We start from the raw sequence: 14,684 nt of genomic DNA on the forward strand, positions 1-14,684 counted from the left end.
CTCGGCCTGCGGAGGGGGTGTCGTCACTGACCGCGGCGCGACCGGCGGTTGATCGAGGATACCGGCATGGCAGGCCGGAAGGCCTCGAACAGGGCTGCAGGAAGCGCCCTCGCCTAGCGCGGACCTCTTGCCCTCCAGCCCCTGTCGCTTCGGTCGGCGCTGACTCTCAGGTCAGCCAGTCGATTGCGGCACCGTGGCCGCGATCCGGCCGCTAGTTCAGCGACGAGCAATCACCCAAACGGCATGGATGATACCCGGAATGTAGCCCAGCAGCGTCAGCAGGATGTTCAGCCAGAAGGCACCGCCAAAGCCGACCTGGAGAAAGACGCCCACCGGCGGCAGGATGATGGCGAAGATGAGGCGGATGAGGTCCATTTCAGGCTCCAGTAGCGGGCAGGCAAGAAGATGCCTCTAAGACTGGCAGGGCCTGAATCAGGTTCCGGCAGGCAATAAAAAACCCCGCCGAAGCGGGGTTTCGCAGACTTGACCCAACATCCTTGTCGGGCCGCCAATCCTTGGCCATCTATCCCTGTAAGTCTCTGCCCGACATCCTTGCCGGGGGGCCATCCTGGCCACATTTCCTTGAAGTCATCTGGAGCGCTGGGTACATCCTGTACCGCGATCCGATGGGTGTAGATTACGCAGCTACCCGGGTGTAGGCGATGGCTTATCGCGGCGACGTCGTGTAAGCCAAAGCTTACACGACATGGCTTTTCACCTTTTCCGTCAACGGCTTAGAAGGCCTCCTCGGCCAGGGCGTAGAGCGGCTGGGCGCCGCTGCGCATGGCAGCCGCCAGGCTCAGGGTGCGTGGCAGCAGGCGGGCGAAATAGAAGCGTGCGGTGGCCAGCTTGGCTTCGGCGAAGGCCGCGTCCTGCTCCGCCGCGGCAGCCGCGGCCCGTGCCCAAAGATAGGCATAGGCGACATAGCCGAACAGGTGCAGGTAGTCCACCGAGGCGGCGCCGAGCTCATGGGGATCGCTGGCGCCGGCCTGCAGCAGCCACTCGGTCGCGCCGTCCAGCTGATCCAGGGCCTGGCGCAGGGGCGCGGCGAATTCGTTGTCCGCCGGCAGGCTGGCGAGATAGCCATGGACCTCTTCGCTGAAGGGGCGGTAGAGGGCGCCGCGACTGCCGGCCAGCTTGCGGCCGACCAGGTCGAGGGCCTGGATGCCGTTGGTGCCTTCATAGATCTGGGTGATGCGCACGTCGCGCACCAGCTGCTCCTGGCCCCATTCGCGGATATAGCCATGGCCGCCGAACACCTGCTGGCCGGCGACGCAGAGTTCCAGGCCGAGATCGGTGAGGAAGCCCTTGGCCACCGGGGTGAGCAGCGCTACCAGGGCTTCGGCGCGCTCGCGCTCGGCCGGCTCGGGGCTGTACTTGGCGGTGTCGAGTTGCAGGGCGACATAGCTGGAGAACAGCCGGCCGCCTTCGTTCAGCGCCTTCATGGTCAGCAGCATGCGCCGCACATCGGGGTGGACGATGATGGGATCGGCGTTCTTGGCGGCCTGCTGGATACCGGCCGGGGAGCGGCTCTGCAGGCGCTCGCGGGCATAGGCCAGGGCGTTCTGGTAGGAGCGCTCACTCGAGCCTAGGCCCTGGATGCCGACGCCCAGGCGCTCGTAGTTCATCATGGTGAACATGGCGGCCAGGCCCTTGTTGACCTCGCCCACCAGATAGCCCACCGCGCCATCGAAGTTCATCACGCAGGTGGCGGCGCCCTTGATGCCCATCTTGTGTTCCAGGGAGCCACAGGCCACGGCGTTGCGCGCGCCCAGGGTGCCCGCCTCGTCCACCAGGATCTTGGGTACCAGGAACAGCGAGATGCCGCGGGAACCGGCCGGCGCATCGGGCAGCTTGGCCAGCACCAGGTGGATGATGTTCTCGGTGAGGTCGTGCTCGCCGGCGGTGATGAAGATCTTGGTGCCGGTGACCCGGTAGCTGCCGTCGGCCTGGGGCTCGGCGCGGGTGCGGATCAGACCCAGGTCGGTACCGGCATGGGGCTCGGTCAGGCACATGGAGCCGGCCCACTGGCCACTGTAGAGATTGGGCAGGTAGGCCTGCTTCAGGGCTTCGCTGCCATGGGCGTGCAGGGCCAGGCAGGCGCCGGCGCTGAGCATCGGATAGAGACCGAAGGCCAGGCAGCTGGCGTGCATCATTTCCTCGACCTGGGCGGTGAGCACCTTGGGCATGCCCATGCCGCCGTATTCGGGATCGCCACCGACCCCCACCCAGCCGCCTTCGGCAAAGGCCTGGTAGGCCTGGCGGAAGCCCTGGGGCGTGGTCACTTCACCGGCTTGCCAGTGGCAGCCTTCTTCATCGGAATTGCGATTGAGCGGCGCCAGTTCTTGGGCGCACAGCTTGCCGGCTTCTTCGAGGATGGCATCGGCGGTCTCGCCGTCCACCACCTCGGCCAGGGCGGGCCACTGACTCCAGCGGTCCTTGACCTTGAGGACGGCATCCAGCACGAAACGGATATCGCGAAGCGGCGGGGTGTAGTCGGCCATGTCGAGTCTCCTCGGAAGGTGTTCTTGTCGGTATGACCCGAGTGTAAGACCGAACCGGAAGGGAGACATAGGTTCATGATCTGACCTAATGGTCAGCCGATCGGAGGTCTGCTGCGGGTGGTTTTTTCCACGGCCGTGAAAAGACGAAAACCCCGCCGGAGCGGGGTTTTCAGGGGAGCGGCGACGGCTTAGTAGCCGAGGGCGAAGTCTTCTTCGGCCAGAGCCATCAGGCTGCCGGCGCCGGCCAGCAGCGCCTCGGCATGGGCGCGGGTACGGGGCAGCAGGCGCTCGTAGTAGAAACGCGCGGTGGCCAGCTTGGCCTGGTAGAAGGCGGCCTCCTCGGTACCGGCGACCAGCTTCTCGGCGGCGACCCGGGCCATGTCGGCCCAGAAGTACGCCAGGCAGCAGTAGCCGGAGTACATCAGGTAGTCGACGGCGGCGGCGCCCACCTCCTCGCGATCCTTCATGGCGGCCATGCCGACCTTGAGGGTGATCTCGCCCCACTCCTTGTTCAGCTTGGCCAGCGGCTCGACGAAAGCCTTGAGCTGGGCATTCTCGGCGTTGGCCTGGCAGAACTTGTGCACCACCTTGGTGAAGGCCTTGAGGGATTCACCCTGGGTCATCAGCACCTTGCGACCCAGCAGGTCGATGGCCTGGATGCCGGTGGTGCCCTCGTAGAGCATGGCGATACGGGCATCGCGCAGATTCTGTTCCATGCCCCACTCGGCGATGTAGCCGTGGCCGCCGTAGATCTGCACGCCGTGGCTTGCCGCCTCGAAACCCACCTCGGTCATGAAGGCCTTGGCGATGGGGGTGAGGAAGGCCAGCTGGGTCTCGACCTGCTGCTTATGCTCTTCGTCCTGGCTGTACTTGAGGATATCCACCAGCTTGGCGGTGTAGTAGATCATCGCCCGGCTGCCTTCGGCGAAGGCCTTCATGGTCAGCAGCATGCGGCGCACGTCGGGGTGCACGATGATGGGATCGGCGGGCTTCTCGGGCGCCTTGGGACCGGTCAGGGAACGCATCTGCAGACGCTCGCGGGCGTACTTCAGACCGCCCTGGAAGGCCACCTCGGCATGGGCCAGCCCCTGCAGGGCGGTGCCGATGCGGGCGAAGTTCATGAAGGTGAACATGCAGTTCAGGCCGCGATTCGGCGGGCCGATCAGGAAGCCGGTGGCGCCGTCGAAGTTCATCACGCAGGTGGCGTTGCCGTGGATGCCCATCTTGTGTTCCAGGGAACCGCAATGCACGGCATTGCGCTCGCCGGCCGCGCCGCTGGCGTCGGGCAGGCGCTTGGGCACGATGAACAGCGAGATGCCCTTGGTGCCGGCGGGGGCGTCGGGCAGGCGGGCCAGCACGATGTGGACGATGTTCTCGGCCATGTCGTGTTCACCGGCGGAGATGAAGATCTTGGTGCCGGTGATGGCGTAGCTGCCGTCCGCGCGCGGCTCGGCCTTGGTGCGCAGCATGCCCAGATCGGAACCGCAGTGGGGTTCGGTCAGACACATGGTGCCGGTCCATTTGCCGGTCACCAGCTTTTCCAGGTAGGTGTGCTTCTGCTCGTCGGTGCCGTGCTGCTCCAGGGTGTTCATGGCGCCGTGGGACAGGCCGGGGTACATGCCCCAGGACCAGTTGGCCTGGCCGACCATTTCCGAGAGGGAGATGCCGAGAGACTCGGGCAGGCCCTGACCACCGTGGGCCGGATTGTGCGCCAGGCTCGGCCAGCCGCCCTCGACGAACTGGGCATAGGCTTCCTTGAAGCCATCGGGGGTCTTGACCCCTTCTTCGCTCCAGGTACAGCCCTGCTGATCGCCGATGCGATTGAGCGGCGCCAGCACCTGTTCGCAGAACTTGGCGCCTTCTTCGAGGATGGCGGAGACCATGTCGGGAGTGGCGTCGCCGCACCCGGGCAGGCTCTGGTAGTGCGCGTCATAGCCCAGGAGTTCATCGCGGACGAAGCGGATGTCCCGCAGGGGGGCTTTGTAATCGGGCATGACTGTTACCTCTTTGCGAATGCTTGTTGTCGAGGGTGGCGGCAGCGTCGCTGCGGACCTGCTGCCAGGGCGTTTAAACAGTCGTTTGAAACTAATGTTCCAGGCCTGGCCTTGTCAAGCGTGGCGAGGACGAGCGGAACGACCGGTCAGTCCGCCAGGGCCAGGGCTTCGCCCAGGGCCGCCGCCGTCGCCGGACGTACCAGCCGCGCCAGTTCCCGGCCGTCCTTGAAGACGATCAGCGTGGGCCAGAGCTTGACGCGAAAGGAGCGTCCCAGGCGGCGGCCGGGACCGTCCTCGATCTTGAGGTGGCGCACATCGGGGTAGTCCGCGAGCGCCGTGGCCAGCAGCGGCTGGGCAGCGCGGCAGTGGCCGCACCAGGGTGCGCCGAACTCCAGCAGGGTGACACCCGGCAGGGCATCCACATCAGCGCGGGCGGGCTCCTTTTCCGCATAGGTGGTCGTCATGGTCATAGCAGGGCTCCTGAAGTCGGTTCCAAAGGTGGACAAGTCGCTGACGGGACTGCTCGGTCACGGGAAAAGGACTAGGGTCGATCCTGCGGTACGCCCCGATGTCATGACAATAAAACAAGGCGCTTCATTTCTGCCTCCGTCTCCGCCCTTTCCCGAGGCCCGCCATGAGCCAGACAGCGACTTCCGTTTCACCCGCCACCCTGCGCAAGGTCATCTCCGCCGCGTCCATCGGCAACTTCGTCGAATGGTTCGATTTCGCCCTCTACGGCTTTCTCGCCACCCTGCTCGCGGCGCACTTCTTTCCCAGTGGCGACGCCACCGCCGGCCTGCTCAAGACCTTTGCCGTCTTTGCCGTGGCCTTTGCCTTCCGGCCGCTGGGCGGCATCGTCTTCGGCCTGCTGGGTGACCGCATCGGCCGCAAGCGCACCCTGGCGCTGACCATCCTGATCATGGCCGGCGCCACCGCCCTGATCGGCATCCTGCCCAGCTACGCCACCATCGGCATCTGGGCGCCGATCCTGCTGACGCTGATCCGCTGCGCCCAGGGCTTTTCCGCTGGCGGCGAATACGCCGGGGCCTGCGCCTACGTGATGGAGCATTCGCCGCGCGATCGCCGCGGGCGCTATGGCAGCTTCGTACCGGTCTCGACATTTCTCGCCTTTGCCAGCGCGGCCCTGACCGCCTGGGGCCTGGAGCGACTGCTGGGCGCCGCGGCCATGGCCGACTGGGGCTGGCGCATCCCCTTCCTGGCCGCCGCGCCGCTGGGTCTGATCGGCCTCTATCTGCGGCTGAAGCTGGACGAGACCCCGGCCTTCCAGGCGCTGGAAGCCGACCACGAGGTCAGCCATTCGCCGCTGGGCGAGACGCTCAGGCTGCAGGGTCGCTCGATCCTGCGCCTGGGCGCCTTCATCTCGCTGACGGCGCTGTCCTTCTATATGTTCACCACCTACTTCTCCACCTACCTGCAACTGGCCGGCGGCTTCGACCGGGCCGCGGCCCTGGCCATCAGCCTGATCACCCTGTTCGCCGCCGCGGCGGCCTGTCCGGTGCTGGGACGCGTCACCGACCGCATCGGCCGGCGCATGACCACGGTGCTGGCCAGCCTGGTGCTGGCGGTGGGTGTCTATCCGGCGCTGCTGCTGGCCAGCAGCGGCCAGTTCGGCAGCGCCCTGCTGGGCTCGCTGCTGCTGGGCGCCGGGGCGGTGCTGTGCAACGTGGTGACCGCGCCGCTGCTCAGCGAGGTCTTCCCCACCCGCACGCGCTACACCGCCGGAGCCATCACCTACAACCTGGCCTACACCATCTTCGGCGGCACCGCGCCGCTGATGGCGACCTGGCTGATCGGCACCACCGGCAGCAATCTCTCGCCGGCGCTCTACCTGATCCTGATCGCCCTGCTCGGCCTGATCGGCGGCCTGAGTCTGCCCGAGACCTCGCGCATCGATCTGGACGAGGTCAGCGAAGGCGGTGAAACGGCCTATCGTGCGGTGCGTGGCTAGACCGCTCGTCCCTTGACCGGCACTTCCTCCGGGTCCATCTGCCGATAGGCAAAAGGCCCGGAGTTTTGCCATGCCCGCCGCTCACGATCTGCAACGCTTCCTCGACGCCCAGGCCGACACCTATGTCACTGCCCTGGCGGAGATCCGCGCCGGGCGCAAGCGCAGTCACTGGATGTGGTTCATCTTTCCGCAGATCCAGGGGCTGGGCCGCAGCGAGACGGCGCAGCGCTACGCCATCGCCTCCCGCGACGAGGCCAGTGCATACCTTGCGCATCCGCTGCTGGGACCGCGCCTGCGGGAAATCACCGCCACCGCGCTGGAGCATCCGCAGCTGTCCGCCACGGCGCTGTTCGGCCAGCCGGACGATCTCAAATTCCATTCCTGCCTGACCCTCTTCGCCGCCGTGGCCGAAGACCCCGAACCCTTTCGCCAGGCACTGAAGACCTTTTTCTCCGGCCAGCCGGACGAAGCCACCCTGACGCGACTCTGCTAGCGCCAAAGCTTGGGTAGCGCCCCTTCCCGTCCGGTCACCGGATCGCTCACTGGCACAGGCACCTGGGCGATAAGTTCGAGCGCGCGGGCATGGGCGGCCGGATCGGCGCGCTGGGTGATGAAGTCCTGCTGATCGGGCGGATAGGCGCCCACCACCAGGAAATCCGCGCTGGATTCCAGGTTGCGGTGCCCGGTCCCTGCCGGGAGCACCACTACGTCGCCCGCGGTCACCTCCACATCCTGCCCCTGCTCGCCGCCCAGTCGCAGCCGCGCCTGGCCGCGCGCCACGCCAAGGACCTCATGGGCATTGGGGTGATAGTGATGATAATCGTAGACGCCATAGCGCCATTGCGGCGGCCAGGCGTTGTCGGCGAACAGTTGCTCCAGGGCCGCGGCGCGGTCGGCGCCTGGCAGCAGGACCTGGCGATAGAGCAGCACCGGCAGGCGGCTGTTGGGGATGACGCCGTCGTCGGCGAAGTGCAGTTGTTCGGGCTGACCAGCACCCACCGGTGCGGCCAGGGCCAGGGCGGCGGGCGCCAGGCCCAGCACCAGGGAAAGGACGGACAGAGACGGACGATGCGGCATGCGGGACTCCCTCGGGGCTTTGCCAATGGAGGCCCGCCTGGTGCCCGGGTTCAGCGCCCGCGACGAGGGGTCAAGCCAGCCATTCCCGCAGCAGCGCCGTAGTTCGCTCCGGCAACTCCAGCGGCGGCAGGTGACCGCAGTCGTCCAGCACCACCAGGCGCGAGTCCCGGATGCCGGCGTGCATCAGCTCGGCTTCGGCCGGCGGCGTGAGCTGGTCCTGGGCGCCCACCACGATCAGGGTCGGGATGCGGATCCCTGCCAGGGTCGGGCGTGAGTCGGGGCGGTCGATGATCGACTGCTGCTGGCGCAGGAAGGCGGCCTTGCCCACCGCCTTGCCCATGGCCAGCACGGTATCGGCCACGGGCGTGCCCAGGCGCGAGGCGTGGATCAGCCGCGGCAAGAGTTGCGGACTGATACCGAGGAAACGCCCGCGCTCGGCCAGTTCGAGCATGGCGCGGCGCTGCGCGGCGCGCTCCGGGGCATCCGGGCTGGCCATGGTGTCGAACAGCGCCAGCCGCGCCACCCGTTCCGGCGCCTGGCGCAGGATCTCGAAGGCGACGTAGCCACCCATGGACAGGGCGCCCAGGGCGAAGCGCGGCGACGCCTCGGCCAGCACCCGGCGCGCCAGGGCGGTGATGCCCAGATCGCGGGTGAGGTCGGGGATGAGCACCGGACAGGTGTCGGCCAGGTCAGCGGCCTGGGTGGCCCAGAGACGGCTGTCGCAGAGCAGGCCGGGAAGCAGGATCAGCGGAAGGGAATCGGTAGCGGTCATCACGGGGGACTTGAGAGACACTGCGGAAAACGCGCAGTGTAGCGCGGATCACCAGCGAACCCCGTGGGCTTCGCGGGTTCCAAGGGACATTGCCAAGGATCCGGAAACATCCATGCGTACTGAAGGCTTCTTCGACTGGCTCGGCGCCGCGCTCGGCCAGGTCATCCGTTTCATCATCGATCTGTTCGGCTCGGTGCTCGGCGGCCTCGCCGACGCCGTGCACGACTTTCTCCATGGCATGGCCCGCTCCATCGGCATGGACGACTCCTATATCAGCTTCGTGGTCCTGGCCATCGGCCTGCTGCTGCTCTACGCCGCGGTACGCGCCTTCATGGCGCGCTCGGTGGTGGGCGGCGTCATCTGGCTGATCCTCGGCCTGATGGTGATGAGCTGGCTGATCCGCGGCTGACTGGTCGCCAGGCCAGCCGCCTGGCACAGTAGGGCTCTCGCTCGGCACGGATGCCGTCATGCATCCACCCTTCTCTCCCTCGTTGAAACGTCACTGGCAACGCCTGCGACCCGGGACCAGCTGCGCCCTCGGCGCCGCCTGGCTTCCGGCCGGACTGCCGCTGTGCGAAGGCTGTGACAGCGAACTGCCCTGGCTCGGCCCCCCCTGCCAGTGCTGCGCCCTGCCCCTGCCGGTGGACGGCATGCTTTGCGGCGCCTGCCTGGCCAAGCCACCGGCCTTCGATCAGGTGCTGGCGCCCTGGCGCTATGCCTTTCCGGTCGACACCTTGATAAACAGATTCAAGCACCACGACCGGGGTAGTCTCGGCCGCCTCGCCGGTGCGCTACTGGCGCGGCATCTGCAGCACCTGTTCGACGAAGGCCAGCCGCGCCCGGATTGGCTGCTACCGGTTCCCATCTCGCCCCTGCGCCTGCGCCAGCGCGGCTTCAACCAGGCCGCCCTGCTGGCTGGCTGGCTGGCTCGGCAAGGCCCTGCAACTGCCGGTGGCTGTCGGGTTACTGCAACGGGTGCAGGAACAGCACAGCCAGCAGGGCCTGAGCGCCAACGAGCGGCGGCGCAATCTCAAGCAGGCCTTCGCCCTGGTAAGGGACGCCCAGCTGGAGGGTCGCCACCTGGCGCTGGTGGACGATGTCCTCACCACCGGCGCCACCGCCGACAGCCTGGCGCGGCTGCTCAAGCGCGCCGGCGCCCGGCGAGTCGACGTCTATTGCCTGGCGCGGACGCCACCGCCTGGTGACTAGCCGCTGTCACCAAAACGTCATTTAGTCTGACTAGCCTCGCCTGCACACCGTGAGGGAGCCATCAGCATGCACAACGACCAGACCGATCTCGAACGCCTCGTCCAACTGAGCCGCCGGCGCTTCATCGGTGCCGGAGCCCTGGCCGGTGCCGCCCTGTTCCTGGGCGGCGGTCTGCTCGGTCGCAGCGCCCTGGCCGACGCCGTCGGCGAAGCCTCGGGTAATCCGCTGATCGGCTTCGCCAACATCCCCGCCTCCACCGCCGATACCCTGGTGGTGCCGCCCGGCTATCGCGCCAGCGTGCTCATCAGCTGGGGCCAGCCGCTGCACGCCGACGGTCCGGCCTTCCGTCCCGATGGCAGCCCGAGCGCCGCTGATCAGGCCGTGCAATTCGGTGACAACAACGACGGTATGGCCTTCTATCCCTTTCCGGACGATCCGGATCGGGCGCTGATGGCGATCAACAACGAATACACCAACTACCGCTATCTGCTCAGCCACGGCACGCCACCCAAGTCCCTGGAAGACACCCGCAAGGCCCAGGCCGCCGAGGGCGTCTCGGTGATCGAGGTGAAGCGCGTGGACGGCCAGTGGCATTTCGTCCAGGGCTCGCCCTACAACCGCCGCGTGCATGGCAACACGCCCATCGCCGTCAGCGGTCCGGCCGCCGGCCATAACCTGCTCAAGACCGCCGCCGACCCGGCCGGACGCGAGGTGCTGGGCACCTTCCAGAATTGCTCCAGCGGCGCCACCCCCTGGCACACCTACCTGACCTGCGAAGAGAACTTCACCGATGTCTTCGGCAGTCGCGATGCCAATCTGAAGTTCGACGCCGCCCAGAAGCGCTACAGCGTCAAGCACGCCAGCGTGGAGAACGACTGGCACCTCCACGACGATCGCTTCGACCTGGCGCAGAATCCCAACGAACTCAATCGCCACGGCTGGATCACCGAGATCGATCCCTTCGATCCCCAGGCCAAGCCGGTCAAGCGCACCGCCCTGGGGCGCTTCAAGCACGAGAACGCCGCCCTCGCCCGCACCCGCGATGGCCGCGTGGTGGTCTACATGGGCGACGACGAGCGCGGCGAATTCATCTACAAGTTCGTCAGCCGCGATCGTCTGCAGGACGATCCCAAGGCCAATCGCGACCTGCTCGACCACGGCACCCTCTATGTCGCCCGGTTCGACGAGGGCGATCGGGATCCGAACCGCCCCAAGGGCCGTGGCCAATGGCTGCCGCTGGTGCATGGCGAGAACGGCCTCACCGCCGCCAATGGCTTTGCCAGCCAGGTCGAGGTGCTCATCCACGCCCGCCAGGCCGGCACCCAGGTCGGCGCCACGCGCATGGACAGACCCGAGTGGATCGCCGTCAGCCCCAAGGACGGCCAGGTCTATTGCACCCTGACCAACAACACCAAGCGCGGCGAGGACGGCATGCCGGTGGGCGGTCCCAATCCCCGCGCCAACAATCTCTACGGCCAGATCGTGCGCTGGCGCGAGAGCGGTGACGATGCCGCGGCCCTGAGCTTCGACTGGGATCTGTTCGTCATCGCCGGCAATCCCAAGGTGCACCCGGGCAAGCCGGAAGCGGGCTCTCAGCAGATCAACGCCGAGAACATGTTCAACAGCCCCGATGGCCTGGGTTTCGACGCCGCCGGCCGGCTGTGGGTGCTCACCGACGGCAAGTACAGCAACAAGGGCGATTACGAGGGCATGGGCAACAACCAGATGCTCTGCGCCGATCCGCGCAGCGGCGAGATGCGCCGCTTCCTGGTCGGTCCGGTCGGCTGCGAGGTCACCGGCCTGGCCTTCTCGCCGGACTACAAGACGATGTTCGTCGGCATCCAGCACCCGGGCGAGGAAGGCGGCTCCAGCTTTCCCGAGGCCCAGCCGAACGGCCAGCCACGCTCTTCGGTAATGGTCATCAGCCGCGAAGACGGCGGTGTGATCGGCGCCTGACCGGCGAGCGGATAGCGCTCGAGCCTTCGCCATGGGGCTCGGGCATGCGCTAGCATCTCCCGGATGCAGGGTGGCAATCGCCATCGTCCCCCGTGACCGAGGAGCGCGCCATGTCTCATCCGTTCGAAAATCTGAGTCCCGACCTCGTCATCGACGCCATCGAAAGCCTGGGCTATCTCAGCGATGCCCGGGTGTTGGCCCTCAACAGCTACGAGAACCGCGTCTATCAGATCGGCATCGAAGGCGAGACCCCGCTGATCGCCAAGTTCTATCGCCCGGATCGCTGGACCGACGCGGCCATCCTGGAAGAGCACGCCTTTTCCGCCGAACTGGAAGAGCGCGAGGTGCCGGTGGTCGCGCCCTTGCAGCGCGACGGCCAGACGCTGTTCAATCATGCCGGCTTTCGCTTCGCGCTCTTTCCCCGCCGCGGCGGTCGGGCGCCGGAGCCGGGCGATCTCAATCAGCTGCATCGCCTCGGCCAGCTGCTGGGTCGCCTGCATGCGGTGGGCGCCAGCCGCCCCTTCCAGCACCGCGAGACGCTGGACGTCCAGGGCTACGGCCATGCCTCGCTGGACACGCTGCTGACCGGCAACTTCATTCCCCAGAGCCTGCTGCCGGCCTATGAATCGGTGGCGCGCGACCTGCTGCAGCGTCTCGACGAACTCTTCGAGAGCGTCAGCTACGACGTCATCCGCCTGCACGGCGACTGCCATCCGGGCAACCTGCTCTGCCGCGATGACGCCTACCATATCGTCGACCTCGACGACTGCCGCCACGGTCCGGCCATGCAGGATCTCTGGATGCTGCTGGCCGGCGATCGCCAGGAGCGGCTGACGCAGCTGTCCGAGCTGATGGACGGCTACGAGGAATTCCACGACTTCCAGCCGCGCGAGCTGGCGCTGATCGAGGGACTGCGCACCCTGCGGCTGATGCACTACAGCGCCTGGCTGGCACGCCGCTGGGACGATCCGGCCTTTCCCAAGAGCTTTCCATGGTTCGGCAGCGAACGCTACTGGGGCGACCAGATCCTCACCCTGCGCGAACAGCGCGCCGCCTTGGACGAGGCGCCGTTGCGGCTGTTCTAGCCTGAACGCTCGAATACCCCCTCTCCCTCTGGGAGAGGGCCGGGGGTAAGGGTAAGCCGCATGAATACTTCTCCAGTGGAAAAGGCTGCGCCGTTTTCCGCGCTACAGGCTCGGATACCCCCTCTCCCTCCGGGAGAGGGTCGGGGTAAGGGTAGGACGCGCGATGAACTCTTCAGTGGAAAAGACCGCGTCGTTTTCCACGCTACAGCACTGATCGCGGCCATGGGCCGCTCCTACAGGCACAGGAGTACCGCAGAAGCGGCCGCATTGGCGGACCGCCATGGCCATGATCGACCGTCGCGACGGTCACACCACAGGCGCACCACCTCAGCCCACATCCCATCACGCCTTGCGCTATGCTCGCCAAACAAGAAAAGTTGCCTGCCTAAGGATCTTCCATGTCTGCCTTGCGCCAGGGTTATGCCCTGGGCCTCACCGCCTATGGGCTGTGGGGCTTGTTTCCGCTGTTCTTCAAGCTGCTGGCGGCCCTGCCGGCCACCGAAATCCTGTTCCAGCGCATCCTCTGGTCCGCTCTGTTCAGTGCCGTGCTGCTGCTGGTCTGGCGTCATCGCGGCTGGTGGGCGGAGTTGCGTGCCCACCCCAAGCGGCTGCTCTGGCTGGCCCTGTCCGGCGCGCTGGTGGCCTGCAACTGGCTGGTCTACATCTGGGCGGTCAACAACGCCCATGTGGTCGAGGCCAGCCTGGGCTACTACATCAATCCGCTGGTCAACATCCTGCTTGCCCTGGTGATCCTGGGTGAGCGCCTGCGGCCGCTGCAGTGGATCGCCGTGGGCCTGGCGGTGCTGGGCGTCGCCCAGCAGCTGTGGACCCTGGGGCAGTTGCCCTGGGTCTCTCTGGCGCTGGCCCTGAGCTTCGCCTTCTATGGCCTGGTGCGGCGGCAGACGCCGGTGGCCGCGCTGCCGGGCATGGTGGTGGAGAGCTGGATGCTGGTGCCGATCGCCCTGGTGGCGCTGCCACTGCTGACCCCCGGGGTGAGCCTGCAGGTCGAGACCTGGCAGTCCTCGCTGGGCCTGCTGATCGTGCTGGCCGGGCCGGTCACCCTGATCCCGCTGCTGTGCTTCAACGCCGCGGCGCGCAAGCTGCCCTATTCGACCCTGGGCTTCCTGCAGTATCTGGCGCCGACCCTGGTGCTGATCCAGGCGGTCTGGCTCTATGGCGAACCCTTCCCCCGCGAGCGGCTGTTCGCCTTCATCTGCATCTGGACCGGCCTTGCCGTATTCAGCTTCGATCTCTGGCGCGCCAGTCGCAAGCTGAAGGCCAGATAGCAGAACGCCCCTCGCAAGGGGCGTTCGTCATCGCAGCGGCGCCGATCAGGCCTCGCCAGCGGTCTGCATGCGCGCCAGTTCCTGGGCGTAGAGGGCGTCGAAGTTCACCGGCTGCAGCATCAGCGCGGGGAAGGAGCCACGCACCACCATGTTGTCCAGCGCCTCACGGGCGTAGGGGAACAGGATGTTGGGGCAGAAGGCGCCCAGGGCATGGGCCATGGAAGCGGCGTCCAGGCCCTTGATCAGGAAGATGCCACCCTGCTGCACTTCGGCGATGAAGGCGGTTTCTTCGTTGTTCTTGACGGTCACGGTCAGGGTCAGCACCACTTCGTGGAAGTCGTCGCCCAGGGTCTTCTGGCGGGTGGCCAGGTCCAGGTTGACGTTAGGCTGCCAGTCCTGACGGAAGATCTCGGGGCTCTTGGGCGCTTCGAAGGACAGGTCGCGGATATAGATGCGTTGCAGGGAGAACTGAGCGCCGTCTTCCTGGGCGCCATTGGCTTGGTCGGTCATGGTAGGGCCTTGAGTGATGAGTGTTGGTCAGGCGGACAGCAGCGGATCGAGACGTCCGCTTCGGTCTAGGGCATAGAGATCGTCGCAACCGCCAACGTGGGTGCTGCCGACCCAGATCTGCGGCACGCTAGTGCGACCGGCCTTGCGGGCCATCTCGCTGCGTAGCGCCGGCTGGCCGTCGACGGAGACTTCCCGGTAGGCCACGTTCTTGCGATCGAGCAGGTGCTTGGCACGATGGCAATAGGGACACCAGGCACTGGTATAGATGACGACGTCAGACATGCGCGGTCTCCAGTGGCCGATGAGGCGGCCACGCTAGGGG

Annotated in this window: 14 protein-coding genes and 1 pseudogene; 7 read left to right on the forward strand and 8 right to left on the reverse strand. The window is 66.8% G+C overall.

Going from position 1 to position 14,684, the window contains the following annotated elements; genetic code table 11:
- Positions 1–216: 216 nt before the first annotated feature.
- The 4 genes from EC839_RS11970 to EC839_RS11985 all read right to left on the reverse strand — a co-directional run bounded on the left by EC839_RS11970 (position 217) and on the right by EC839_RS11985 (position 4,968).
- Positions 217–375 (reverse strand): YqaE/Pmp3 family membrane protein, encoded by a 159-nt coding sequence (locus EC839_RS11970; RefSeq protein ID WP_007159763.1) that lies wholly within the window; start codon positions 373–375, stop codon positions 217–219.
- A gap of 359 nt (positions 376–734) precedes the next feature.
- Entirely contained in the window at positions 735–2,504 is a 1,770-nt protein-coding gene (locus EC839_RS11975) for an acyl-CoA dehydrogenase C-terminal domain-containing protein (RefSeq protein WP_007159764.1), read from the reverse strand.
- 188 nt (positions 2,505–2,692) lie between these two features.
- The gene (locus EC839_RS11980; protein ID WP_007159765.1) at positions 2,693–4,498 is read right to left on the reverse strand and encodes a phenylacyl-CoA dehydrogenase; all 1,806 of its coding nucleotides are present in this window, start codon (positions 4,496–4,498) and stop codon (positions 2,693–2,695) included.
- 146 nt (positions 4,499–4,644) lie between these two features.
- Complete coding sequence (locus tag EC839_RS11985) at positions 4,645–4,968, reverse strand: thioredoxin family protein (protein ID WP_007159766.1); 324 nt, start codon at positions 4,966–4,968, stop codon at positions 4,645–4,647.
- A 164-nt stretch (positions 4,969–5,132) separates the two neighbouring features.
- Between EC839_RS11985 and EC839_RS11990 the strand changes: the two genes are divergently transcribed.
- Complete coding sequence (locus tag EC839_RS11990; RefSeq protein ID WP_007159767.1) at positions 5,133–6,467, forward strand: MFS transporter; 1,335 nt, start codon at positions 5,133–5,135, stop codon at positions 6,465–6,467.
- 70 nt (positions 6,468–6,537) lie between these two features.
- Positions 6,538–6,960, forward strand: a complete 423-nt coding sequence (locus tag EC839_RS11995; protein WP_007159768.1) for a DUF1810 domain-containing protein — start codon at positions 6,538–6,540, stop codon at positions 6,958–6,960.
- Here the strand turns inward: EC839_RS11995 and EC839_RS12000 are convergent.
- Both EC839_RS12000 and EC839_RS12005 read right to left on the reverse strand, forming a co-directional pair.
- Positions 6,957–7,544: a cupin domain-containing protein gene (locus EC839_RS12000; protein WP_007159769.1), complete on the reverse strand. Its 588-nt coding sequence runs from the start codon at positions 7,542–7,544 to the stop codon at positions 6,957–6,959. The two genes, EC839_RS11995 and EC839_RS12000, sit on opposite strands and share 4 nt — an antisense overlap.
- 70 nt (positions 7,545–7,614) lie before the next feature.
- A complete protein-coding gene (locus EC839_RS12005; RefSeq protein ID WP_132832560.1) occupies positions 7,615–8,316 on the reverse strand; it encodes an alpha/beta fold hydrolase in 702 nt (233 codons plus the stop codon).
- Between the two features lie 112 nt (positions 8,317–8,428).
- Here EC839_RS12005 and EC839_RS12010 point away from each other — a divergent pair, with 112 nt between their 5' ends.
- The 5 genes and pseudogenes from EC839_RS12010 to rarD all read left to right on the forward strand — a co-directional run bounded on the left by EC839_RS12010 (position 8,429) and on the right by rarD (position 13,852).
- Positions 8,429–8,725, forward strand: a complete 297-nt coding sequence (locus tag EC839_RS12010; RefSeq protein WP_007159771.1) for a hypothetical protein — start codon at positions 8,429–8,431, stop codon at positions 8,723–8,725.
- A gap of 58 nt (positions 8,726–8,783) precedes the next feature.
- A pseudogene (locus EC839_RS12015) lies at positions 8,784–9,525 on the forward strand (ComF family protein).
- A 66-nt stretch (positions 9,526–9,591) separates the two neighbouring features.
- On the forward strand, positions 9,592–11,481 hold the full coding sequence (locus EC839_RS12020; protein ID WP_007159772.1) for a PhoX family phosphatase: 1,890 nt from the start codon (positions 9,592–9,594) through the stop codon (positions 11,479–11,481).
- A gap of 110 nt (positions 11,482–11,591) precedes the next feature.
- Positions 11,592–12,566 (forward strand): serine/threonine protein kinase, encoded by a 975-nt coding sequence (locus EC839_RS12025; RefSeq protein ID WP_007159773.1) that lies wholly within the window; start codon positions 11,592–11,594, stop codon positions 12,564–12,566.
- Positions 12,567–12,964: 398 nt separating this feature from the next.
- Entirely contained in the window at positions 12,965–13,852 is an 888-nt protein-coding gene (gene rarD, locus EC839_RS12030; RefSeq protein WP_007159774.1) for an EamA family transporter RarD, read from the forward strand.
- A 45-nt stretch (positions 13,853–13,897) separates the two neighbouring features.
- On the opposite strand, the gene secB is transcribed toward rarD, so the two are convergent.
- Positions 13,898–14,362 carry a protein-export chaperone SecB gene (gene secB / locus EC839_RS12035; RefSeq protein WP_007159775.1) on the reverse strand — a complete coding sequence of 155 codons (465 nt, stop codon included), beginning with the start codon at positions 14,360–14,362 and terminating at the stop codon, positions 13,898–13,900.
- 27 nt (positions 14,363–14,389) lie between these two features.
- A complete protein-coding gene (gene grxC, locus EC839_RS12040) occupies positions 14,390–14,644 on the reverse strand; it encodes a glutaredoxin 3 (RefSeq protein WP_007159776.1) in 255 nt (84 codons plus the stop codon).
- Positions 14,645–14,684 lie beyond the last annotated feature (40 nt).

The sequence above is a fragment of the Pseudomonas sp. JUb52 genome (assembly GCF_004341115.1).
Lineage (GTDB): Bacteria > Pseudomonadota > Gammaproteobacteria > Pseudomonadales > Pseudomonadaceae > Chryseomonas > Chryseomonas oryzihabitans.